The 21888-nt window shown below is 35.3% G+C and carries 24 protein-coding genes; 6 read left to right on the forward strand and 18 right to left on the reverse strand.

Annotation, left to right across the window (positions count from 1 at the left end):
• The 3 genes from C1A05_RS06770 to C1A05_RS06780 all read right to left on the reverse strand — a co-directional run bounded on the left by C1A05_RS06770 (window position 1) and on the right by C1A05_RS06780 (window position 1204).
• Window positions 1–381, reverse strand: a complete 381-nt coding sequence (locus C1A05_RS06770; RefSeq protein WP_102027450.1) for a TadE/TadG family type IV pilus assembly protein — start codon at window positions 379–381, stop codon at window positions 1–3.
• A complete protein-coding gene (locus C1A05_RS06775; protein WP_102027451.1) occupies window positions 381–869 on the reverse strand; it encodes an A24 family peptidase in 489 nt (162 codons plus the stop codon). Before C1A05_RS06775 ends, C1A05_RS06770 begins: the two co-directional genes overlap by 1 nt.
• Before the next feature lie 128 nt (window positions 870–997).
• Entirely contained in the window at window positions 998–1204 is a 207-nt protein-coding gene (locus tag C1A05_RS06780; protein ID WP_102027452.1) for a Flp family type IVb pilin, read from the reverse strand.
• Between the two features lie 222 nt (window positions 1205–1426).
• Between C1A05_RS06780 and C1A05_RS06785 the strand changes: the two genes are divergently transcribed.
• Both C1A05_RS06785 and C1A05_RS18410 read left to right on the forward strand, forming a co-directional pair.
• Window positions 1427–1780, forward strand: a complete 354-nt coding sequence (locus tag C1A05_RS06785) for a DUF192 domain-containing protein (RefSeq protein ID WP_102027453.1) — start codon at window positions 1427–1429, stop codon at window positions 1778–1780.
• 97 nt (window positions 1781–1877) lie between these two features.
• Window positions 1878–2000: a hypothetical protein gene (locus C1A05_RS18410; protein WP_255398291.1), complete on the forward strand. Its 123-nt coding sequence runs from the start codon at window positions 1878–1880 to the stop codon at window positions 1998–2000.
• Window positions 2001–2002: 2 nt separating this feature from the next.
• Here the strand turns inward: C1A05_RS18410 and C1A05_RS06790 are convergent, their stop codons facing one another.
• Window positions 2003–2950: a threonine ammonia-lyase gene (locus C1A05_RS06790; RefSeq protein ID WP_102027454.1), complete on the reverse strand. Its 948-nt coding sequence runs from the start codon at window positions 2948–2950 to the stop codon at window positions 2003–2005.
• A 116-nt stretch (window positions 2951–3066) separates the two neighbouring features.
• Here C1A05_RS06790 and C1A05_RS06795 point away from each other — a divergent pair, with 116 nt between their 5' ends.
• Entirely contained in the window at window positions 3067–3270 is a 204-nt protein-coding gene (locus C1A05_RS06795; RefSeq protein WP_102027455.1) for a hypothetical protein, read from the forward strand.
• Between the two features lie 38 nt (window positions 3271–3308).
• Here C1A05_RS06795 and C1A05_RS06800 read toward each other — a convergent pair whose 3' ends face one another.
• The 6 genes from C1A05_RS06800 to C1A05_RS06825 form a co-directional block, all read right to left on the reverse strand.
• Window positions 3309–5081, reverse strand: coding sequence for an ATP-binding protein (locus tag C1A05_RS06800; RefSeq protein ID WP_102027456.1), 1773 nt, complete (start codon window positions 5079–5081; stop codon window positions 3309–3311).
• Window positions 5082–5189: 108 nt separating this feature from the next.
• The gene (locus C1A05_RS06805) at window positions 5190–6809 is read right to left on the reverse strand and encodes an ABC-F family ATP-binding cassette domain-containing protein (RefSeq protein ID WP_102027457.1); all 1620 of its coding nucleotides are present in this window, start codon (window positions 6807–6809) and stop codon (window positions 5190–5192) included.
• Between the two features lie 159 nt (window positions 6810–6968).
• On the reverse strand, window positions 6969–8441 hold the full coding sequence (locus tag C1A05_RS06810; protein WP_304528546.1) for a DEAD/DEAH box helicase: 1473 nt from the start codon (window positions 8439–8441) through the stop codon (window positions 6969–6971).
• 479 nt (window positions 8442–8920) lie between these two features.
• Window positions 8921–12526 carry a dynamin family protein gene (locus C1A05_RS06815; RefSeq protein WP_102027458.1) on the reverse strand — a complete coding sequence of 1202 codons (3606 nt, stop codon included), beginning with the start codon at window positions 12524–12526 and terminating at the stop codon, window positions 8921–8923.
• A gap of 100 nt (window positions 12527–12626) precedes the next feature.
• Window positions 12627–13604: a P1 family peptidase gene (locus C1A05_RS06820; RefSeq protein ID WP_102027459.1), complete on the reverse strand. Its 978-nt coding sequence runs from the start codon at window positions 13602–13604 to the stop codon at window positions 12627–12629.
• A gap of 201 nt (window positions 13605–13805) precedes the next feature.
• Window positions 13806–14042: an indolepyruvate ferredoxin oxidoreductase subunit alpha gene (locus tag C1A05_RS06825; protein WP_102027460.1), complete on the reverse strand. Its 237-nt coding sequence runs from the start codon at window positions 14040–14042 to the stop codon at window positions 13806–13808.
• Window positions 14043–14246: 204 nt separating this feature from the next.
• Here C1A05_RS06825 and C1A05_RS06830 point away from each other — a divergent pair, with 204 nt between their 5' ends.
• Entirely contained in the window at window positions 14247–15437 is a 1191-nt protein-coding gene (locus C1A05_RS06830; protein ID WP_102027461.1) for a M14 family metallopeptidase, read from the forward strand.
• A gap of 86 nt (window positions 15438–15523) precedes the next feature.
• Here C1A05_RS06830 and C1A05_RS06835 read toward each other — a convergent pair whose 3' ends face one another.
• The 6 genes from C1A05_RS06835 to C1A05_RS06860 all read right to left on the reverse strand — a co-directional run bounded on the left by C1A05_RS06835 (window position 15524) and on the right by C1A05_RS06860 (window position 18797).
• A complete protein-coding gene (locus C1A05_RS06835) occupies window positions 15524–15799 on the reverse strand; it encodes a YlbG family protein (protein ID WP_102027462.1) in 276 nt (91 codons plus the stop codon).
• Between the two features lie 127 nt (window positions 15800–15926).
• A complete protein-coding gene (locus C1A05_RS06840; protein ID WP_102027463.1) occupies window positions 15927–16364 on the reverse strand; it encodes a YlbF family regulator in 438 nt (145 codons plus the stop codon).
• Window positions 16365–16454: 90 nt separating this feature from the next.
• Window positions 16455–16697: a YlbE-like family protein gene (locus C1A05_RS06845; protein WP_102027464.1), complete on the reverse strand. Its 243-nt coding sequence runs from the start codon at window positions 16695–16697 to the stop codon at window positions 16455–16457.
• An 8-nt stretch (window positions 16698–16705) separates the two neighbouring features.
• Entirely contained in the window at window positions 16706–17107 is a 402-nt protein-coding gene (ylbD, locus tag C1A05_RS06850; RefSeq protein WP_102027465.1) for a spore coat protein YlbD, read from the reverse strand.
• 71 nt (window positions 17108–17178) lie between these two features.
• Window positions 17179–18234: a CAP domain-containing protein gene (locus C1A05_RS06855; RefSeq protein ID WP_159462014.1), complete on the reverse strand. Its 1056-nt coding sequence runs from the start codon at window positions 18232–18234 to the stop codon at window positions 17179–17181.
• A gap of 131 nt (window positions 18235–18365) precedes the next feature.
• Window positions 18366–18797 carry a CBS domain-containing protein gene (locus C1A05_RS06860; RefSeq protein WP_102027467.1) on the reverse strand — a complete coding sequence of 144 codons (432 nt, stop codon included), beginning with the start codon at window positions 18795–18797 and terminating at the stop codon, window positions 18366–18368.
• Between the two features lie 175 nt (window positions 18798–18972).
• Here C1A05_RS06860 and C1A05_RS06865 point away from each other — a divergent pair, with 175 nt between their 5' ends.
• Complete coding sequence (locus C1A05_RS06865; protein WP_102027468.1) at window positions 18973–19341, forward strand: YugN family protein; 369 nt, start codon at window positions 18973–18975, stop codon at window positions 19339–19341.
• A 373-nt stretch (window positions 19342–19714) separates the two neighbouring features.
• Window positions 19715–20773 (forward strand): sporulation integral membrane protein YtvI, encoded by a 1059-nt coding sequence (gene ytvI / locus C1A05_RS06870; protein ID WP_102027469.1) that lies wholly within the window; start codon window positions 19715–19717, stop codon window positions 20771–20773.
• Between the two features lie 104 nt (window positions 20774–20877).
• Here the strand turns inward: ytvI and C1A05_RS06875 are convergent, their stop codons facing one another.
• Window positions 20878–21399 carry a GNAT family N-acetyltransferase gene (locus C1A05_RS06875; protein WP_102027470.1) on the reverse strand — a complete coding sequence of 174 codons (522 nt, stop codon included), beginning with the start codon at window positions 21397–21399 and terminating at the stop codon, window positions 20878–20880.
• An 11-nt stretch (window positions 21400–21410) separates the two neighbouring features.
• Complete coding sequence (locus C1A05_RS06880) at window positions 21411–21866, reverse strand: DUF420 domain-containing protein (protein ID WP_102027471.1); 456 nt, start codon at window positions 21864–21866, stop codon at window positions 21411–21413.
• Window positions 21867–21888 lie beyond the last annotated feature (22 nt).

The following is a 21888-nucleotide window of genomic DNA, read 5'->3' on the forward strand; positions in this document are numbered from 1 at the left end:
TTACTCCACTCTCATTACCGTTTCTCCTTTAATTATAAAAGGTTGATTTACTAATTTTTCTAAAAATGGCGTAATCATCTCTATCGGATAGATTGCTGTTACTGTTACATAAGAACCTCTATCTCTATCGGCCTCGGGCGTTATTTGAATTTCTAACCGCTCCTTATCCAATGCATTCGCTACAAGATAGACATTTTGTAAAACCGTATTGTTATCGCCACCAACACTTGCAACTCTAGCTGCTTCTCGACTTGCATGCTCTAATGTCAAATAGGTGTGAAAAATTCGGCCAAAATCAATCATTCCAAAGACTAATAACAAAAGAATCGGTAACGCAAGAGCAAGCTCCACAATAGCTTGACCTCGCTCTGACTTAATCATTAGAAAAGTACCCCCATATTAAGAAATGTTCCAAAGACAATAGGAACACCGTACGGAAAGGCATGATGCATATCTTCCTTATAAACACCGTCTAATGTTTTCGTTTGTGCGGCAAATAACATTCTTCGAAATGATGAAAAAAGCTCTTTTTTCTTTGCTAATAAAATCACTGCGATGAGTCCACCAATTAGCGCTGTATAAATAAAGGCATAAAATACAAAAAGACTACCCATCAGTGCGCCAATTGCAGCAAGTAACTTCACATCTCCTGCACCCATCCCCCCCATAATAAAGGGAATTAGTAGTAAGCCAATTCCAACGAAAAAGCCACTAACACTAAAAAGTAATCCGTCTAATCCCGAACTAATAAAATGATAGCTAAAAGCAAACACTATAGTCGGTAGTGTTACGATATTCAAAATTCTTCTTTCTTTAATATCCGTAATTAAGGAAATTATTAAAATTAGAATTAGGATTGTTTCAACCATTCCTTATCCCTCCTAATTTAAAAACAACCCCACTTCTCAAAAATGATTGATTTAAGAAAAGAGGGGTTGTTGCTGTATTTATAAAGTATTTATAAAGTATTTATAAAGTATTTATGATTTTATTTATATTATTGTACTGTAGTTGTTGTTGCTGGATCTTCAGCAACTGGATTTCTAAAAGAAGTAATTACTTCGTTGAATTTGTTTTTAATTTCATCACCGAATACAACCATTACTCCAACAGCAGCTAAAGCGATAAGTCCAAGAATTAAACCATATTCTGTCATACCTTGTCCTTTTTCTTCTTTTACTAATTTTTTAAATAGATTTTTCATTCTATTTACCCCCATATATAATTTTTTTTATTTGTATTTACCAGGCTGGCTGTCTCCCGATTGGAGGATATTTGGTTTAGATTGAATGATTGCTTTGTTTTTCCTTTGCTTCGTTCAATCAGCCATTTTGCAACGTTTTCCTCGCTGCTTATGTATAATAGCATGGATTGCAAATAAAAAGCACTATGATGTTTTTGGTAGGATTGGAAGGTGTGTTAGTAGATGGATATTATTAGAAATGACCAGAGAATCTTCTTTCCTCTCGATATTTATCGATATGATACGTTTTTTAAACGTTTTAAGGGATTAATGTTTCGATTAAAGCCAATTACGAAAGAAGGAATCCTGTTAATCCCGTGTAATTCGATACATATGTTCTTTATGTTTTTTTCAATTGATGTTGTGTTTCTGAACAAAGACAATTCCGTCATTAAAATATACCCTTACGTAAAACCTTGGCGCGTTATCCCGCCGGTAAAAGGTGCAAATGCTGCAATTGAGTTACCAAAGGGAACAATAGACACCTACAATATAACAATTGGAGATCGTTTCATAATAGAAAAAAGCAAAAATTAGGGTTTGTCCCTAACTTCAGCTTTCCTTTAATTTATGAATAAGACAACCAGTAAACTGCATACATCTTTCCTATCTATTTTATAGGAGGTGTCTCAGTATGTTTAAAGGACTTGATATAAAAATGGTATCCTTTCTTGCAGTTTCCTTTTGGAACGATTATTGGTTTTTGTATAAAGTTCCGAGGATTGAATATTGGGAGTTAAACAAACCTTCCGAATAATGCTAAAGAATGTAATCTTCTACCTTTCCTAATTCCACATTACCACCAGACAACACGGATACAATTTGTTTGTTTTCAACCCCTAATTTTCTGTACATTGCCGCAGCTACAACAGTTGCACTGGATGGCTCGACGAGTTGCTTCATACGTTCCAAAATAAATGTAAACGCCCCACGAATCTCTTCTTCTGATACAACTACAATATCATCTACATACTTTTGAACAATTGGAAATGTAAGCTCTCCTGGTTGTGAAGTTCGTAATCCATCAGCAATGGTACTCGATCCTCCAATTGAGGTTATTTGTTTATTTTGTAGCGACAAGTATGTATCATTGGCGATTTCTGGTTCAACGGCAATTACTTTAACACAAGGCTTACTTTCTTTGATTGCTGTTAAGATACCGGAAATTAGACCTCCTCCTCCTACTGGTACTAAAACCATATCCACATGTTCCATTTGTTCTAAAATTTCAAGACCAATTGTGCCTTGGCCAGCCATTATGTAAGGGTCGTCATATGGTGGGATAAAGACACCGTTCTCTTTTTCCGCAATTTCTTTTGCTCTAGGGATTCTTTCAGTGGAAGTAGTTCCACATTTTTCAATAGATGCTCCATAAGCTCGAATGGCATGTATTTTTGGTAATGCAGCGTCTTCTGGAATCACAATTTTTGCTTTTATTCCTAGCTGCTGGGCTATATATGCTACTGCTTGACCATGGTTACCAGATGATGCAGCAGTTACATATTTAGCACCATGCCTTGCTTCATGCATAACCTTGTTCGCAGCTCCTCTAATCTTAAAGGAACCTGTTTTTTGTAAATGTTCACACTTCATAAAAATTTTATTCCCACATTTCTCTGATAATTGTTTCGATGTCATGAGAGGAGTTGTATGGATAGTATCTTGAATCGTCTCTCTCGCCTTTTGAATATCGAATAAGTTGATCAACTTTCTCCCCCTTTTCTAGCTATATCATACTTTATGGGCAATTTTAGGTAAAGCTAAACCACAGGATGAGGATTACAAAATTCCATAAAATAAAGGAGAAAGGGGTATGTAATCATATGAAGAAAAAATATAACATTCAGCAAAAGCTTGAGACAAATGCACCAAAGAAGTCAGAAATCTCTGTCCAGCCGTCCTTCGATGTTACAGCAGATCACCAAGAAACATTTCCTGGTGATTCAGTTGAAGAACATAAACGTCTAGAATCCGCTAATAAGCAAATTGGAAAAGATGAAATAGAACAGCAGCTGCATAATTTATAGATAATAAAAGTTCCGCCTACTATGTAGACGGAACTTTTTTAACCTCGTTCTGGTTTTGGTAAGACAATATGAAATTCAGTTCCCTTATTTTCAACACTTTCAACAAAGACGTTGCCTCGATGGCTTTCAACAATTTTAAAACTAGTCATCAACCCAAGTCCAGTCCCTGATGTTTTTGTCGTATAAAATGGTTCTCCAATTCGTTTTAGCTTTTCTGGTTTTATGCCTACACCTGTATCTTGAATTCGAATGTCTATTTGGTTCTCCTCTTCCGTAATATTAACAAAGAGGTCGCCACCATTTGGCATTGCCTCAATAGCATTTTTAACAAAATTTAAAAATACCTGTTTCATTCTATTTTCATCAATAACTGCATTTATTTCCTCGCGATTATATGTGAATTGTAAATTTATCTTCCCTTTTCTAGCCTCATAATCTAATAAGGAAAGGACATCTTTCATAACAGGGATAATATTTTGTATCTCCACTTTATCTACAGTTGGTTTTGCTAAAACCATAAAATCTTCAACGATGGTATCGACACGCTCAATTTCATCAAGAATAATTTCTAAATACTCTTTTCTTTCTTTATTGTCCTCATCCAATGTAAGAAATTCAGCATATCCCTTCATCGAAGTTAATGGATTTCGAATCTCATGTGCGACACCTGCAGCTAATTGACCAACAACTGCTAACTTATCGGATCGATGAATGAGCTCCTCTGTTTTTTTCTTTTCCGTTATATCATTCCGAATGGCCAAATATTGATAAGGTTTTCCTTTACTATTCATAAACGGAACAATTGTTGTATCTACCCAATAATAAGATCCGTCTTTTGCTCTGTTGCGAATTTCCCCTTTCCACACATGCCCAGTCCCAATTGTCTTCCATAGTTCTTTAAAAAAGGATTTCGGATGATAGCCTGAATTCAGGATTCGATGATTTTGCCCGATAATCTCTTCTTTACTATATTTAGATATTTCCACAAATTTATCATTTGCATACGTAATCCTACCTCTTGGATCTGTAATTGCTACAATGGAGGAAACATCGAGCGCAGCAGAAATATCTCGGATATAGGTGTCTCGTCTCTCTAATCGTTTGCTTATAAGTGTGTTGGTGAGTAATAATCCTCCTAGCATAAGTAAGGAAATAAACAATGCAATATATATGGCAATCGATTGTCCAGCAAAATTATTTTCTAACCCACTGTTATTCCCACTTTTGATCGTAGCTGCAACAGTTAAAGCGTAATATGCTTGTCCTGCGCCAATAGTAATCAGGATACTACTTAGAGGTCTTATCCATCCTTTTTTTGGACCTGTTGCTGTAGTGGAATACAGCAACCAAAAAGTAATTAGAAAAGATGCAAATACAATCGTTAACGATATGACGGTTACAATAAGATTGTATTGAATAGACAAGTGTAAGGAAAAAACACCAAATAAATGCGTGCTTACTACTGCTGTTGTCATAAATAAACTACCAAATAACAAATGAAACATATGGATACGTTTATTTAAAAATAGATAAAATGATGTATAAGTAAATGTAATCCCAATAATGAACGATAATATTGCTGATGGAATGTCATACGAAACAAACGCATTTTCATTGACCGATGACATGATTAAAAAGTTCATGATCCATAGCCCAATGGACATAGAAGCTATGCCACCTAAAAATAAAAATTGACTATTCCGTTCGGTAGATTTCACAAGGGATAATAAATCTACAGAAGTGTATGTCGCCATAATGGTTAATATTATCGCAGTAATAAATAATATCGGTTCTGGTGATGGATTTATCATGATTTTATATCCTTTCAACCTTTAATGTACTGCTTTATTGTAAATCAAATAGATCAAAATGAAAAGATTACCCCTCATCTCAAAAAAAATAACCTCGATTAATCGAGGTTATTTTTTTAAAGTTGCTAACTGTTTTTCTACATCTGGATTTTCTAAATACTCATCATAAGTCATCTCTTTATCCATCATACCATTTGGTGTAATTTCAATAATTCGGTTTGCTATGGTTTGAATAAACTGATGATCGTGGGAAGTGAAAATCACAGAACCTTTATAATTTATTAGACCATTGTTTAAAGCAGTAATGGATTCCAAATCTAAATGGTTCGTTGGTTCATCTAATAGTAATACATTTGCACCACTTAGCATCATTTTTGATAACATACAACGAACCTTTTCTCCTCCAGATAGAACGGAGGCCTTTTTCTTAACTTCCTCCCCAGAAAATAGCATTCTACCTAGAAAACTACGTAAAAATGTTTCTGTTTGATCGTTCGGTGAATATTGTCTGAGCCAATCAACTAAGTTCATTTCATTATTTTCGAAGTATTTGGCATTATCTTTTGGAAAATAACTTTGAGATGTTGTTACACCCCATTTATAAGTTCCCTCATCAGGTTCCATTTCGCCCATTAAAATCTTCAATAGGGTTGTGTTGGCAATTTCATTATCCCCAACAAGGGCTACTTTATCCCCTTTGTTTAGCGTAAAACGTACATTATTTAGTACCTTTTCACCATCAATTGTTTTGGACAAACCTTCCACTTGTAATAAATCATTACCAATTTCCCGATCTGGCTTGAAGGCAATATACGGGTATTTACGGGAAGACGGTTTAATATCATCCAATGTAATCTTGTCTAATAGTTTTTTACGTGATGTAGCCTGACGAGATTTTGATGCGTTGGCACTAAATCGTGCAATAAAGTTTTGTAGGTCCTTAATTTTGTCTTCTTTTTTCTTGTTTTCTTCTTGAGCCATTTTCAAAGCTAATTGACTGGATTCGTACCAGAAATCGTAGTTACCTACATAAAGCTGAATCTTACCAAAGTCAATATCCGCAATATGTGTACAAACCTTGTTAAGGAAATGACGATCGTGGGATACAACAATTACGGTGTTCTCAAAGTTGATCAGAAATTCCTCCAACCATTGAATCGCTTTAATATCTAAGTGGTTTGTTGGCTCATCTAATAGTAGAATATCTGGATTACCGAATAGTGCTTGAGCTAATAATACCTTCACTTTATCGGACCCTGATAGCTCTGCCATTTTCATATAATGTTGGTGTTTATCAATACCTAGGCCAATTAATAGTTTTTCCGCATCTGATTCTGCTTCCCAACCATTTAATTCCGCAAACTCCCCTTCAAGCTCAGCTGCTCGAATACCATCTTCGTCGGTAAAATCCTCTTTCATGTAAATCGCATTTTTCTCCTGGGTAATTTGATAAAGTCTCGCGTGACCCATAATAACCGTTTGAAGCACTTCATGCTCATCATATTCAAAGTGGTTTTGCTTTAATACTGCTAAGCGTTCACCAGGCGTTATGCTAACTTCACCTGTTTGGGATTCTAATTCACCAGATAAAATTTTTAAAAAAGTGGATTTCCCTGCACCATTAGCACCAATAAGGCCATAGCAGTTTCCAGGGGTAAATTTTATATTTACATCTTCAAAAAGCTTACGATCTCCATAACGCAAGCTTACATTATTAACTGTAATCATTCCAAAATCCTCCATTACTTGTCAAATGCTCTATAGAGTATAACATTTTTTGCTAGGAAAAGATAGTTATGAGAAGGTATACTCCCTTATGTAAGAAAAAAAGCTAATGATTGATAGGAGGAACCTTTAGGCTTCCAGCAATCATTAGCTTTCCTATTATTATTTGTTACGATTACGTTTATTATTGTTATTACGATCTTTATTATATCTTCCTTCTTTACCACGACGGTCTCTACGATCTCTACTCTTACGATCATAATTGCGGCGATCTCCTCGTCGATTGCGATTGCCATCATTCTTCGACTTTTTAGAACGAAGTGGCGCAACAGAAGTAAGATGTACTGGTGTTGTATCTGGTTCTTTGGTTAATAATTTTATAGCTGCGGATACAAGGGAGACCGAATCAATATCCTCTAATAAACCTTCAGCTAAAATTTTATATTCCTTTAAATCCCCACTCTCAGCAGTTTCCTTAAGCTGTTCTAATGCTGATTCTTTGTTTCCTGCAAGTACATCACTATATGTTGGGATCGACTTTCTCGCAATGCTCGTTTTCGTCACTTTTTCAATTGTACGTAAATGATCCATCTCACGTGGTGTTACAAAGGTTACAGATAAACCTTTATTTCCAGCACGACCAGTACGACCAATACGGTGTACATAGCTTTCTGGATCCTGTGGAATATCAAAGTTGTAAACATGTGTTACACCGGAAATATCTAAACCACGAGCAGCAACATCTGTTGCGACCATAATATCAATGGTTTGTTCTTTGAACAAGCGAATAACGTGATCTCGCTTCGCTTGTGATAAATCTCCGTGGATACCTTCTACAGAATATCCTCTCTTTTTCAATCCCTCTGTTAATTCATCTACACGTTTTTTCGTTCTACCAAAAACAATAGCGAGCTCTGGGGACTGAATATCAAGCAGTCTTGTTAATACGTCAAATTTTTGTTTCTCATTTACATCAATATAATGCTGCTCAATATTTTTAACAGTCATTTCCTTCGCTTTTACACGAATTAGCTCAGGGTCCTTCATAAATTTACGAGCTAATGCCTCAATTTTCGGAGGCATTGTTGCTGAGAACAACATTGTATGGTGCTCAGAAGTAATTTCCGATAAAATTTCTTCAATTTCATCAATGAATCCCATATTTAGCATTTCATCTGCTTCGTCAAGTACGACTGTATGAATATCATTAAGTCGAATGGTTTTTCGCTTAATATGGTCTATTAGACGACCAGGTGTTGCTGAAATTATTTGAGGACGTTTTTTCAATGCACGGATTTGTCGATTAATATCTTGTCCGCCATAAATTGGCAATGTAAATATGTTTTTCTTGCTTCCGATACGATTTAACTCTTCTGCCACTTGTACTGCAAGTTCACGGGTAGGAGCTAAAATAACCCCTTGAATATTTTTCTCGTCCTTTTTTAATTTCTCAATCATTGGAATACCAAAAGCAGTTGTTTTACCTGTACCTGTTTGGGCTTGACCAATTACATCTCTACCTGTTAAAGCAACCGGAATTGCCTGTGCCTGGATAGGAGATGGCGTTTCAAAACCCATCGCTGATAATGCACTTAATGTTTCTTCACTGATGTCAAAGTCTTTAAAATTCTTCAATATTTCTCAATCTCCTTACAAATTTGTTATTTCCTATTGGCCGTAAAATTATCTATCTCGTCAAGTATTATAACCTAATTGGTTACGTAAGCTTTGACAATTCATATGCGAATCATATACTACACTAAATTATTTAAGAGTTATCCATCTTTCTTTATCTCTTTTTATTTAAACGTTTACTACTGTTCATCATTTTCGATAATTCTACATCTTCAATAGGATTTCCAGTATTACGGAAGTCGAAAAGCCTCGTTATCCATTTATATGTTACCACTTATCGCAGGAACCATACGAAACGATTAAGGTATCATGACTATCCATTAAGTATGTAACAAATAACTGTATATCAAACTTACCATACTTTAGCAATTTTAAAGTAAAATAGGATAAAAATCTAGTATTGGACACTTTTCAAAGCAAAACACGGAACAAAAAAGTACCTGACACATACATCGTAAACAAGTGTCAGGTACTTTTTTCTAAATATCTGCTTGTTCTTTTATTTGTTCATAAATATACTTCAATTGCTCTATATTCACGTTATCTGATACGTTATATAGCAGCCCATCAAAATATTCAAATACCGATTTTTTCATTTTTTCTTTAACTCGCCTTTGTTCATTTTGACACTGTGGCAGGAAAAAGGCAACTAATTCTTGTTCTTTGTTCGTTAAAATGTTTTTTACAATCGGTTTCAGTAGCTTTTCGATTGCATCTTTCATCTGTTCTTTTTCGTTGGATTCAAAAAATGATTTTGTATTTTTAAAAAGACTTAATGCTTTGTCGTATTTTCCATCGTTTGTTGCTTGTAAATCAACAGAAACTTGTGGAGATTCCAATACTACCTCAAAATCGTCCGAAAAGGAGAAATCATATGCTTGCATTTCATCTTTTCTCTCTACTTCTTGCACCCAATCCACTATAGACTTCTTTATAAAGTTTTCAATACGAAGCGAGGTTGCTTGAAGCTCTTGGATAAGATCATGATTTAAATACGCTAAGAGTTCAGTAAATGCATGTTGGACCTCGATTTTCCCTTTTTTTCCGTTTGATTTTATAGTGGACGGATTAATGCTCTCCTTAAAGAAATCCGAAAACCTAAAAAATAACCTTTGATGGATATAGTAAATAAGCTCTTCAATCTCTTGTTTAATGGACTGCTCCATCCGATCTGTTCCATACTGATCAATGATTGATGCTAAGTGTTGTTGGTCCTGTTCATATTTTCCTTTTATATTTTCCTTTTCCGCTTTATCTAGTGATGCAGAATTGATGTATTTTCTTAACATTGTCGTTACACGTTTTAAGTCATGAAAAGCAGACTGAACAAAAAGATAGGTTAAATCCTTATCGATAAAAGCACTGAACTTTTCTTCAAAGGTTGAAATACCAGATGCTTTATCGGTTACGTTACCTTTCTTCTCCTCTATAGCGCGCTTACTGGATAGTGCGAACATCCTCGGACTACGAATACCATATTGACTCAGCTGTTCTTCCACATACGTACGGACGAGCTGTAATTCCTGTTCATCCTTCGCTAAATCTGCAGCATTTATAATAAAGAACATTTTATCTAAACTAAATACATCCTTTACCCTACCAAGTTGTATTAAAAATTCACGATCTGCTCTGGAAAATGCATGATTATAATAGGTTACAAACAATATAGCATCCGCATCTTTAATGTATTCAAACGCAACGTCTGTATGTCGTGCATTAACAGAATCTGCACCTGGCGTATCGACTAACGTAATGCTTTGGTCCGTAAAGGCACACTGATAAAATGTTTCCATCCATTCTACATAACAAGCAAACCTTTCCTCCGCTATAAAAGCCTTTGCTTCTTCTAATGGTATGGAGATTTGCTGTCCTATTTGGTCCTTCACGTTATCATAGCCCAGTACTAAGGCTTGTAGAAAGGATAGATTTTTTGTTCCTTCTTCATCTACCACCTTAGACAAATCCGTTGCATGTAGCCATTTTATTAATTCACCTAAAGAGTTGAAGGTTTGCTTTTGCTCACGAATGATTAGCTCTACATCCTGCAAAAGCTGACTTTCTTTCTTAAATTGGACCACAACCGTACCATGAGGATTTTCTTCTGTTGGTGGACTTATTTTATTAATCGTTGCAGTCGTTGGATTTGGTGAAACAGGAAGAATGGCATCTCCTAATAACGCATTTGCAAACGATGATTTTCCTGCGCTGAATGCACCAAATAAAGCAACCGTAAAATGACGATTTTTTAAACGTTTACTCTTTTTCTGTAAATCCTCTGATAATGTTGAAAATCCTTTCACTTTACTAATTAGTCTTACTGTATTATCTAGTATTTCTATCGTTTTATCTACATTTATCGAAACAGTTTTTTCCTTACTCCGTGAAGTCGTTTCTTGTTTTTCCTCGTTTTGCACAACATTTGCACTTAGATGCTCGATTGGCTCCACTTTTGCAAGCTCGTTTTGAATCGCTACATTGATTTGATCAACATAGTTCGTATTCGATTCACTTTTACCTTTTAAAATACGAATTAAAATTGTGTTCCTATTTTCTAACCTGTCATATATAGAATCTCGTTTTTGTTTTAAAATACTTACTTGTGCTTGTTGTTCTTGTAAAGCGTTTCTCTTTTGTTTCTTTTTGTCCGCTTCTTGTTTAATAAAAGCGAATATACGGTCCCAGATTGGAAAGGTCGCTTCTTTAACATATTTTTTAATATCTGCAGATACTTCTTCTGTGAATACAAGAACATAATTCCCAGTTACCTCTGCACCTGGTTTAACGATTGATAGTAATTGTTCCTTTTCATATGAAACCGTAAAGTTTTGGATCTGTTGCATTAAACCTTCATCGGAAATACGATATTCCTTTACAAATTTCATTAGTAAATCTCTTAAATGCATTTCCATTTGCCTTGAAGCAGTTTCAAGTAAAGATGTATAGAAATTGTTCAAACGCTCTTCTTTTACTTGTGCTGTTTTCTTTTTTGCAAATAGCATACCCGCTTTAAAGTCTCGTTGTTGAGATTCTATAAAATCTTTAGCCAATTCTCGATTTTCATATGGCATTAAATAGGCATTTTTTAATATACCATCCAAGCTTTCTCGGTAAGATTGTTCCGCATCACGTTCATCCTTTAATACATCTGCTTCTTCCTCACCAATAGTCAATTGTTCCAATTGGTCTGTCAATGTATCAATAGTGGATTGCTCCAAATCCGTTAAGTATGCAATGTGATCTTTAATGATTGTTTTCATCGAATGCTTAACGGTTTGTTCTACCATGCCTTCTATTTTCGAAGCATATTCGTTAAAACATTGCCTTACCTGATTAAATTCATTGTAGGGATGGGTTTGATTGCGCAACGAAGTATAATAGATATCATCCGGCTTAATTCCCCAATTCGTTAAAACGCTTTTTACGCTTTCTTGGAATGCTTGAAAGCTAAGCTCCTGTTCTTGATGCTTATCAATTTGATTAATTACGATATAAAACGTCTTCCCTCTCGCTTGCATTTCACGTAAAAAGGAAAGGTTTACCTCAGACTGAACATGATTGTAGTCCATAACGTAAAATAAGACATCGACAACATGCAAATTGGCTTCTGTCATAATACGGTCAGCATCATTGGATGAATCAATTCCTGGTGTATCCATAATGGCAACATGTTTAGGTAAACTAGATATTGATTTACTAATTTCGATTGCTTTTACCGTTTCACCGTCTTTGCTTAACGCTTTAATGGTATCTTTATCAAATGGTTTATTATATTGTACAGCTTTATCCTTATAAAAAATTCGAACATATTGGTTTCCATTCTTCACTTTAACGACATTGGCACTCGTTGGAATAGGAGACGAAGGTAAAATATCTTCCCCTACTAGTTCATTAATCATGGTTGATTTGCCGGCAGAAAAGTGTCCTGCAAATCCAATTATAAGCTCTTTCTTTTGTAGTTTTTGAGCTAAATCCCTTACTTTTTTAGCCTGTTGTGTATCCTGTTCTTTTTCCATCTCTACATACAACTCAGCAAGATTTGGTAGAAGATCTTGTTTGTTAATTCTCGTTTCTGTATATGAACTCATTTGGAATCCCCTTTTATACCTTTAGATGACGTCAATACCCATTTTACTGAAAAATCGATAATTTTGACAGTATGATTTTGGAATTCGCGGATTCCAAAATCTATCCCTCCCTAATGTCTTGATAGGAGAGGATAGATTGTACACTTTTTGCTTCTTTTACGGCATTTAATACGGCTTGCTCCACTACGTTTACAGCTAACATTCCAACTACATTTAATTCTGCATCCACTTTATTCGAGCTTAGAGTGAAAATTGTATCACCATCGACTAATGTATGGGATGGTCGCATCGTACGGGCAAAGCCATCATGTGCAATGGATGCAATTTTGTTTGCTTGCGGCTTAGTTAATTTCGCATTGGTAACAATTGTACCTATCGTCGTGTTTCCTTTAAAACGATTGGTTTTATCACTTTGCTGAGTTTGTTGAAGTAATATATCCTCGGTATGTAAAAACGTTCGATTAGAAGAATCAAATACACCAGCTATTACATCACCAGTCACAGGATCTACCACATCACCAAAACAATTCACCGCTACTATTGCTCCAATTTTTAAATCTCCTATCTGGACAGCATAAGTACCAAGGCCACCCTTCATTGCAAAATTTGGACCTAAGCATTTCCCAACGGTAGCACCTGTACCTGCACCAATACTGCCTTCTTTTAAAACGTCTTTATTAAAAGCATTTTGTGCCGCTTCATAGCCCATTTTTAAATCGGGACGTACGGTGGGATCCCCTGGATACAAGTCGAATAAAATGGCACCTGTAACGATAGGTACTTTGGCAACCTGAACATCAAAGCCAATATCTTGCTCCTCTAAAAATTTCATGACACCACTACCTACATCCAGTCCGTACGCGCTTCCACCGGACAAAAATACTGCATGTACTTCTTCTACAAGGTTTTGCGGATTTAGCAAGTCTGTTTCTCTAGTACCTGGAGAACCGCCACGGACATCTACACCACCAATCGCTCCGCCAGCATTTATGATAACTGTACATCCTGTTGCAGCTTTCATGTCTTGAGCATGACCAAACTGAAATTCCTCTATTTCGGTTATTGGTATTTTTTTCATGTATTACAGCTCCTTTATACGAAAAAAGACTGTTCCTTATGATTAGGAAACAGTCTGTAATCGATTGACAAGACATATCATCAAGACCCTCTGGACAAACATAATCCCTAGGCTCGTACTAATTTGTAAATAAACCAGTTAGGAGCCCTAAGAAAATTTGTTTATGCCATTTCTTCATAATTATGTCTGTATTAAAAAAACTTACTCTTGGAAAAACTTTCGGTTTAGTTCAATATATTCTGTCTCACCGTCTGGAACATCGTCCTCGTGATAAATAGCTTCTACCGGGCATACAGCTTCACAAGCTCCACAGTCAATACAAATATCAGGATCAATATAAAACATGTCCTTGCCCTCTTCAATACATTCAACAGGACAAACCTCTACACATTCAGCAGCCTTCTCATCCTTGCAAGGTGATGTAATAATGAATGCCATTATAAAGCCCCCCTTTTCCTCTAAGTTCTATCCTTTATTATAATATTAGTTAACCATCAATTAAAATCCTTTTTTTATAAAAAATTTTTATAATTCTTCTTAGCGTCCTTTTATTGCATATTTTAACGTGTTAAGAAATCAAACAAATAATCGGTAAATCCAATTCATATATTGTTTTTAGTATGAAAAGTTAGGAGGTCATCCATGAATATTACAGTTGCACCTGGAGATAGTCTTTGGGCATATATGCAAACCTTTCAAATTCCATTACAGCTCCTAATCGATTCGAATCCGAATATTAATCCTACTCAGCTTGTAGTTGGTCAAAATGTACAAATTCCAGGTTTCATATCAGAAACATATGAGGTTCAATCAGGAGACAATCTGTGGCTAATCTCCCAATATCAAAATGTTAATTTTCAGGCTCTTTTGATGATGAATCGAAACGTAAATCCTTCACAGTTATCGATAGGACAACGTATTATCCTACCCCGTAAAGTAACATGGAGAGTTGTACAAGGGAAACAAAATTATACGTATGAAGAATTCATTCTAAATATGCGTCAACTAAAATACATTTATCCCTTTCTCCGTGTTTTTGAAATCGGCCAATCGGTAATGGGAAAAGCAATTCCTGAAATCGTTGTGGGATCTGGTTCGAAGCGCGTGCACGTGAATGGCTCTTTTCATGCGAATGAATGGATCACCACACCAATTATTATGACCTTTTTAAATGATTATTTACTTGCTATAACAAATGAACAACCAATTCGAGGCTTTAATGTATTACCATACTATCAGCAAACCTTGTTCTCGCTTGTACCGATGGTAAATCCAGATGGTGTAAATTTAGTAATCAACGGACCTCCAAATGAACAACCGTTTCGAGATCAGGTGCTACAAATCAATAATGGGCGTACCAACTTTTCTAATTGGAAGGCGAATATCCGAGGAGTGGATCTAAATAATCAATTCCCTGCGAACTGGGAAATTGAGAGAGAAAGAAAAGAGCAACAGCCAGCACCAAGGGATTACCCTGGCAGAGCTCCATTAACGGAACCAGAAGCTGTAGCAATGGCAGAACTTACTGGCAACCGTATGTTTGAACGTGTTTTAGCCTTTCATACTCAAGGTGAAGTTATTTATTGGGGTTATGAAGACTTAGAACCTCCTGAAGCAGAAACGATTGTAAACGAATTTGCACGTGTAAGTGGATATAATCCAGTTCAAACTATTGATAGTCATGCAGGTTACAAAGATTGGTTTATTCAAACATGGAGGCGTCCCGGATATACGGTAGAGCTTGGTGAAGGAATAAACCCGTTACCAATCACTCAATTTGATGAAATTTATGAAGAGAGTTTGGGGATATTCTTAGCTAATTTATATTTATAACGGATTTAGTAACAAAAATGGAAAAAATCGTTATTAAACAAAAAGAAGCATCCACCCTACGTGTAATACGCATGGGTGATGCTTCTTTACAAGTCATACTTATAATCAAATTCCTTCGACTTATCATGACTTACTTTTTCATATTCTGTTTTAATAAATGGCTTAAAAGAAAGGTCGACTTTTGCAACAAATGGTAGCCCTTCTATTTGAGATTTAACTTCTTCTATACCTTCTTGATTTGTATATATTACAATATATTTTTGATTTTTCGATGCATAAATCATGTGACCATATTTTCGTAGTTTACGAACATATTTCATATTTTTGAGCCAAATAACCATGCCTTGTCTACTTGTCCACATTCGAAATCTCCATTCAACTTTTTTTAAAGTTTAGCAAAAATTATAAAAATCATCAATAGTCAACGTAAGCGTTTCAAAAAGTAAAAAACGTCTTATTTCGCATCGAAATAAGACGTTTATCTATCCTTTAAGCAGAGCATCCACAAGATCCGCCGCTTCCACATCCACAACCACTATCAGAGAATAGTGCACCATCTCTTGGCACTTTAATGGAGGGGCTAACCGTCTCTGCAATAGCTGCACTGACATCATCTAAAAGTGCTTGCAATTCCGTTTCAGCACGCTTGTAAGCAGCAACAGTCTCGTTTAGATCCATCTCCCGCTTAACTTCCCTAACTTCTTTCATGATTTTTGTATAGTCAGGATGATAACGACCAAATCGTTGTGCATCTTCATATTGTTCTTTTATACGTTGAAAAGCGATGATTCGCTTTTGAGCTTCTAAATCATTTTCCAATTTATGTTTTGCTTTTAAATAGTTTTCAAACGTTTCAGATTGTAAGATCATCTTACCTAACACTTCAGAGCGATCGAACAAATCAACAATATCTAATGTAGCAAGCATGTTTCCACCTCCAGATCTATCATACCAAAACTTGGAGATAAAAGGAAATGGTTAAACTTGTAAGGCTATACCAATTAGGTTTTGTAAGTGCTATTCCTGCTGTTCCTGCATTGCTTCTGCCATGGATAAAAGCATCATCAGCATATTTAAACGATCGTTTGCTTTACCAACTCGTTGATAAAACGTTTTTCCATAAAAATGCTTAGAGGAACTTTCTAACGCCTGAAACATTTCAGGATATCTTGTTAGCCTTCTATACCAAATTGGATTCATTCGAATAAAGTGAATTAAGTCCGGTCGATTTTGCAGCTGTCTGTAAACATTCCCATCCATATTAGCACCTAATCCTTTCCGAATTTAAAGGGATTTGGCCGGTTATTTTTTGATTGAAAGAAGGGCTGTTGTTGTTTATTTTGTTGATATTGCTGTAGTATGGATTGAACATTAGATAATACGCCATTTAACTGAGACATTTGCTCTTGTAATTTATTTAAGTCTAGATTATTTAACATTCCAGACACTTTTTGAAACATTTCAGCATATTGTTTTCCATTTCCATCGGTTTGTTTTTCGTTGCCTTGATCCGAAAATTGCTCCCAATACTCATCCTCCTCACCATAGTATAACCACTTCTCGTAATAAGGTTGCCAGCTTTCTTTATTAGACCGCACATGCTTTATAAGTTTGGGATGTTTTTCGATAAAAGCTTTAAATTCAGAAACTTTCGGATGAAGCTTACCCATTTTTTCACCTCACCTTTACACACCTTTTCTATCATAGCCTATGTATGAGATGAATAAATTGTGCGATGGAACTAAAATTTTTGCAAAAAGTTTTGAGTATAATAGTTTTTGTGCACTCCAGTTCCTAAGTGAGTGAATTGTTCATTTAACATAGCTTTACGGTGCCCTTCACTATTCAGCCATCCCTCTACTGCTGCTGGAGCATCCACATAAAGGGCTGCAATATTTTCGCCAGCAGATAAATACTTAATATCTTTGCGACCAAGACGTTCTTTTAAGCCATCTCCATTTAAAGACGTATGAGAAAAATAATTATGATTAGACATGTCTTCACTGTGTAAATATGCTACTTCAGAAACACTCTCATCCCATTCTAAGCCCTCCAATTGAAAGCGACTTCGTATCACATTTGTAATTGCAAATATTTGTTTTTCTCTAGCTTGTTGTATTGCATTCCATTCTTCATTAGTGAAGCTTTGTTCTTCAGGTAATGTTCCCCAATACTCAATGGCGTATGGTTTCATTCTTAAAAGTGTTTCCCCTGTAATTATCCGAATAGAAGAAAGGCTATTCGTAAATGTATCAAAATAAAATTGTGCAAATAAATCATCGTCCAGTTTAACAAGCGGATTTTGCTTTATATCTTCGTCGTTTATCTTGAACTGAAATTCCCCAGAATCATTTTGGTAGGAAACGGTTTGCTTGAATGGAAATTCCTTCATTACTTGATTGTAGTCATCTCCAATAGCTATGGGATTTAATTGTAAGCTACCACCTGTTGCAAAAATAGTAGTGGAGCGGCCATCTTCCATTCCAATTTGGATATATTGATCCTCTAAATTTTCATAGATATACCATTCATATCCGTATGCAGTAGGATCTTTTCGATCAGGCTCCCCTAGCGTCTTCACTAAATCCTCTTCGGAACGATTTAGTAAATCAAATGTGTTCCCTTCCAATTCCTGTGATGGCGATTCGGACTTTTGCTCCTCTCTTTCTTCCTGTTGTTGATGTATTTCTTGATTCTCTTCTTGAACGACTGGAGGTTCTTCCTCAATAATGATGTCTTCTTCTAAAAACACATATAAAATTAGGAAAAAGAAAAGCAATAATACAATCTTTTTCATAGAATCCAACTCCCTTACATATAACGATACCCTTTTTAACATCCTTTGTATTTCCATATAAACAAAAAGAAATGCCGCCAAAAAATACGGCGGCACGGTTGCAATATACGACTGTTTTTCTGACCACTTTTTTAATGTAGCTCGTTCGTATGTTCTGAAATCTCTTCAAGAGCTTGACCTGCAGCTTGATCGGAATACTTATCTAATGATAAATCACCCAAGGATACGATGCCTGTTAGTTTCCCATTTTCTACTACTGGAAGGCGCCTAATTTGTTTGTCTGCCATTAGCTTTGATGCTTCCTGTAAAGTCGCATCCGGGGAAACAGAATGTAAATGCTCACTCATCACTTCTTTTATATTTGTTGTTTCCGATTTTTTATTTGCATAGCCTCTTATAACGAGATCTCGGTCTGTAACCATTCCGAGTAGAGTTTTTTGGTCATCCACAATCGGGATAGCCCCTACGTTTAATTCTTTCATTTTTGATGCCGCATCAAAAATAGTATCTCCTGCATAGCAACAAGAAACATCATCTGTCATTATTTCGCGTACGCTTTTCATCTCTATTCCTCCTACATATATAGTAAATCAAAGGGAAATACAAGCATTTCCCTCTCATTATTGTGTCCAATTTGTTACATTCATTCCGTAAAATAAGTAGATTTATACAGAAAGATTGATTATTGTTCATTTTTTTACTATTATTATTTTAGATTATAAATGTGAGGTGGAAGAAATGAAATTTGAAGAAACAGGAATTGAAGGTGCAGTAGTAGACCTCCGTCCTCTAGATTATTTAATGAAAAAGGCTGGATTTGTAAGAGCTTCTGGCTGGGATTATGAACGTGTTACATATGATTATAAAATGAATACGTCTGTAAAGAACGAAACATATTATTTAAGAGTTCAAGGGCATGCTCTTGAAGGGAATGTCGATAAAGGAACTGCACTAATTGAATTATTAACTCCGGTTCTTGGGAAGCATTATTATCCACATGGTATTGAATATGATGAAGAATTTCCTAATAATATTGTCCAAAGATGTAATGGCATTTTAAACAATGTTAAAGAATTATTAGATACATACAAGGAAGAAAATAAATAATTAATCATTTTATACAGAAACCAGGTTATCCAAAGCCTGGTTTCTTACTTTTGTAAAATAACCTTCCCCATTTATGAATAATAGCCAATTATCATTGATGTCCTATTGTGATACAAAATGCTAATACCTATTGTATAAAGCTTTTATCTAGCACTTATGTTTACCGAAGTACTAAGTAAGCCACTTAAATATTCGTTTTCATTCATATGTTTAACTATATCTTCATAGATATAATAATAGATTCCCAAATTTACCAGTATTACATTTTTATTACAGAAGTAAATCTAAAGGTTTCTAATATTCAAACGGCATTCAATGTGCTATATTTTATTTAAGAATACTTTTTTATCCGGAAAGGAGCCACGTCATTACCTTGCTATCGAAAATCACAAAACGACAATGGTCTATAATCTTTTTGATTATTATTACACTTCTCATTTTTTATTTTATCATTCCTGTTTCTATTCCAATTATTTTGGCGATTTTAACCGCATTGATGTTAAACCCTCTCGTAAGATTATTAGGTAGAAAATTACGTTTAAAGCGGAATGTCAGCGTCATTTTAACCTTCATTTGTTTCTTACTCTTAATCAGCACGATAGGTACGTACGTAGCTACAAAATCAGTTACTCAATTAGTAAAATTAGCGGAGAATACTCCTGAATACGTTAGTGATATAACAAATATCGTAAATGATATGAAATCCGACTTAGATCGATTCACACAAGAAATGCCGGATGCTTTTATTGATGAAGTGGAGGCAACTATTGATACTACCTTTGATAGTATGAAAACCACGATACTTAATGTAGTAACCATAGAAAATGTTGCAAATTTCGCAGCAAAAATTCCAGAATTTCTAGTTAGCTTTATTGTTTATCTGATTGCACTCTTCTTATTTATGATTGAGCTACCAAAAATTAAACAAAGGACATTTGAACTAATGACAGAAGCGACAGCTAAAAAAGTAACCTTTATGGCTGCAAGATTTACTAGTGTCATAGCTGGATTCTTTAAAGCACAATTTTTAGTAAGTATTCTAATCTTTATTGTTAGCTTAATAGGTTTATTCATTATTGCACCAGATGTAGCACTAATTATGTCCATTATCATATGGATCATCGACTTAATACCTATTATTGGGTCAATCGTTATTTTAGGTCCTTGGTCTCTTTTTATGTACTTCTCAGGTGATGCCGTAATGGGTACAAAACTAGCAATTCTAGCTATTATTTTACTAGCCATTCGCCGTACCGTAGAACCGAAAGTAATGGGAACACATATGGGACTCTCGCCACTTGTTACCTTAATTGCCATGTTTTTAGGATTACAATTAATTGGCCTATTAGGTTTTATTGTCGGTCCCCTGGTTGTTATCGCGTATAACTCTGCAAAAGAAGCTGGTATTATTAATTGGAGAATAAAAATATAAAGGACTTAAAAGCCGAAAGTTCTCACTTTCGGCTTTTTTTACATCTCCCTTGTGCTTATTAAAAACGGCTTTCAAAATTAAATTTTCCTTGACCAGGACTACTCTCAATCTCTTTTCTTTATATAGGTCCTAACAAAATCATCTTCTTCTATTCGCTTGAAGCCTGTCTTCTGTAATACCCGTTGAGAAGGCAGATTCCCCTTCTTCGTTCTTGCATAAAGTACTCTTTGTTTAGACATTTCAAAAAACCAAGTAGATAATCGAGCAATTGCCTCTGTTGCATATCCTTTATTTCGTTTCGCAGGAGTAACAAAATATGCCATCTCAAATAAAGAATCGCTTCCTTCAAGGCATGTAACATTTTCGTTAAATGTTTTAACAGAAATGTCACCAATCAATTGATTTTGTTCAGTCACCATAACCCACGGACCAGTAAAGGCGTTTGGATTCTCTAGTAATAGTTCATGAAATAACGGTAAATAAGCTTTTAAACCATCATACGGCCAATCTCCATCTGTACGAATTATGGAATTTTTTTGAAAAAACAGCTCAGGCTGTTCCTGTAACAAGTGGACATCCTGAGCTGACAATTTCTTTAATTTGACCCCTTTAGATGAATGGAGCATGTTTTCATCACCTAAAATCCTAATATTGCTTTTATCATACTAGTTGTTTTTCCACCATCAAACAAAACATAAAGTAACAAGTAAACTGCTACTCCCGTTATTGCCGTAAAAAACCAAATGATACTTGTAACAGGTCCGATCTTCCGGTGCTTTGAAATTTTTCTTTTTAACGCTAAATAAAGCGTTACTAATCCAAAGATTGCCCCTGTAGTAGCTAAAACAATATGAAAGACTAAAAATATTGTATAGTAAATCTTTAAATTCTCAGGTCCCCCAAACGAGGTATTCCCCATAAAGATTGTCCTAGACATGTAAATAATGAAAAATAGTAAAGCAGAAATTGCTGCTGCAATCATTACTTTTTTATGAGCTTTCGGTTTATTCTTGACGATTAGTATCCAACCGATTGCCACTAAAATCGCACTAATTACAATAAATGCTGTACTAATTGTTGGTAAAATTGGCACTAACGATACCTCCGAACGACAA

This window comes from Salirhabdus sp. Marseille-P4669 (assembly GCF_900240405.1).
In the GTDB taxonomy this organism is placed as follows: domain Bacteria; phylum Bacillota; class Bacilli; order Bacillales; family Alkalibacillaceae; genus OEQK01.

Excerpts from the sequence above, each read along its gene's own strand:
- C1A05_RS06835 (WP_102027462.1), bottom strand. The coding sequence starts at position 15,799 with ATGTGGACAAGTAGACAAGGCATGGTTATTTGGCTCAAAAATATGAAA.
- C1A05_RS06845 (WP_102027464.1), bottom strand. The coding sequence starts at position 16,697 with ATGGATGGGAATGTTTACAGACAGCTGCAAAATCGACCGGACTTAATT.
- C1A05_RS06865 (WP_102027468.1), top strand. The coding sequence starts at position 18,973 with ATGAAATTTGAAGAAACAGGAATTGAAGGTGCAGTAGTAGACCTCCGT.
- ylbD (WP_102027465.1), bottom strand. The coding sequence starts at position 17,107 with ATGGGTAAGCTTCATCCGAAAGTTTCTGAATTTAAAGCTTTTATCGAA.
- C1A05_RS06775 (WP_102027451.1), bottom strand. The coding sequence starts at position 869 with ATGGTTGAAACAATCCTAATTCTAATTTTAATAATTTCCTTAATTACG.
- C1A05_RS06820 (WP_102027459.1), bottom strand. The coding sequence starts at position 13,604 with ATGAAAAAAATACCAATAACCGAAATAGAGGAATTTCAGTTTGGTCAT.
- C1A05_RS06875 (WP_102027470.1), bottom strand. The coding sequence starts at position 21,399 with ATGCTCCATTCATCTAAAGGGGTCAAATTAAAGAAATTGTCAGCTCAG.
- C1A05_RS06800 (WP_102027456.1), bottom strand. The coding sequence starts at position 5,081 with ATGATAAATCCATCACCAGAACCGATATTATTTATTACTGCGATAATA.
- C1A05_RS06785 (WP_102027453.1), top strand. The coding sequence starts at position 1,427 with ATGGATATTATTAGAAATGACCAGAGAATCTTCTTTCCTCTCGATATT.
- C1A05_RS06815 (WP_102027458.1), bottom strand. The coding sequence starts at position 12,526 with ATGAGTTCATATACAGAAACGAGAATTAACAAACAAGATCTTCTACCA.
- C1A05_RS06805 (WP_102027457.1), bottom strand. The coding sequence starts at position 6,809 with ATGATTACAGTTAATAATGTAAGCTTGCGTTATGGAGATCGTAAGCTT.
- C1A05_RS06855 (WP_159462014.1), bottom strand. The coding sequence starts at position 18,234 with ATGAAAAAGATTGTATTATTGCTTTTCTTTTTCCTAATTTTATATGTG.
- C1A05_RS06795 (WP_102027455.1), top strand. The coding sequence starts at position 3,067 with ATGAAGAAAAAATATAACATTCAGCAAAAGCTTGAGACAAATGCACCA.
- C1A05_RS06830 (WP_102027461.1), top strand. The coding sequence starts at position 14,247 with ATGAATATTACAGTTGCACCTGGAGATAGTCTTTGGGCATATATGCAA.
- C1A05_RS06780 (WP_102027452.1), bottom strand. The coding sequence starts at position 1,204 with ATGAAAAATCTATTTAAAAAATTAGTAAAAGAAGAAAAAGGACAAGGT.
- C1A05_RS18410 (WP_255398291.1), top strand. The coding sequence starts at position 1,878 with ATGTTTAAAGGACTTGATATAAAAATGGTATCCTTTCTTGCAGTTTCC.
- C1A05_RS06840 (WP_102027463.1), bottom strand. The coding sequence starts at position 16,364 with ATGCTTGCTACATTAGATATTGTTGATTTGTTCGATCGCTCTGAAGTG.
- C1A05_RS06770 (WP_102027450.1), bottom strand. The coding sequence starts at position 381 with ATGATTAAGTCAGAGCGAGGTCAAGCTATTGTGGAGCTTGCTCTTGCG.
- C1A05_RS06860 (WP_102027467.1), bottom strand. The coding sequence starts at position 18,797 with ATGAAAAGCGTACGCGAAATAATGACAGATGATGTTTCTTGTTGCTAT.
- C1A05_RS06825 (WP_102027460.1), bottom strand. The coding sequence starts at position 14,042 with ATGGCATTCATTATTACATCACCTTGCAAGGATGAGAAGGCTGCTGAA.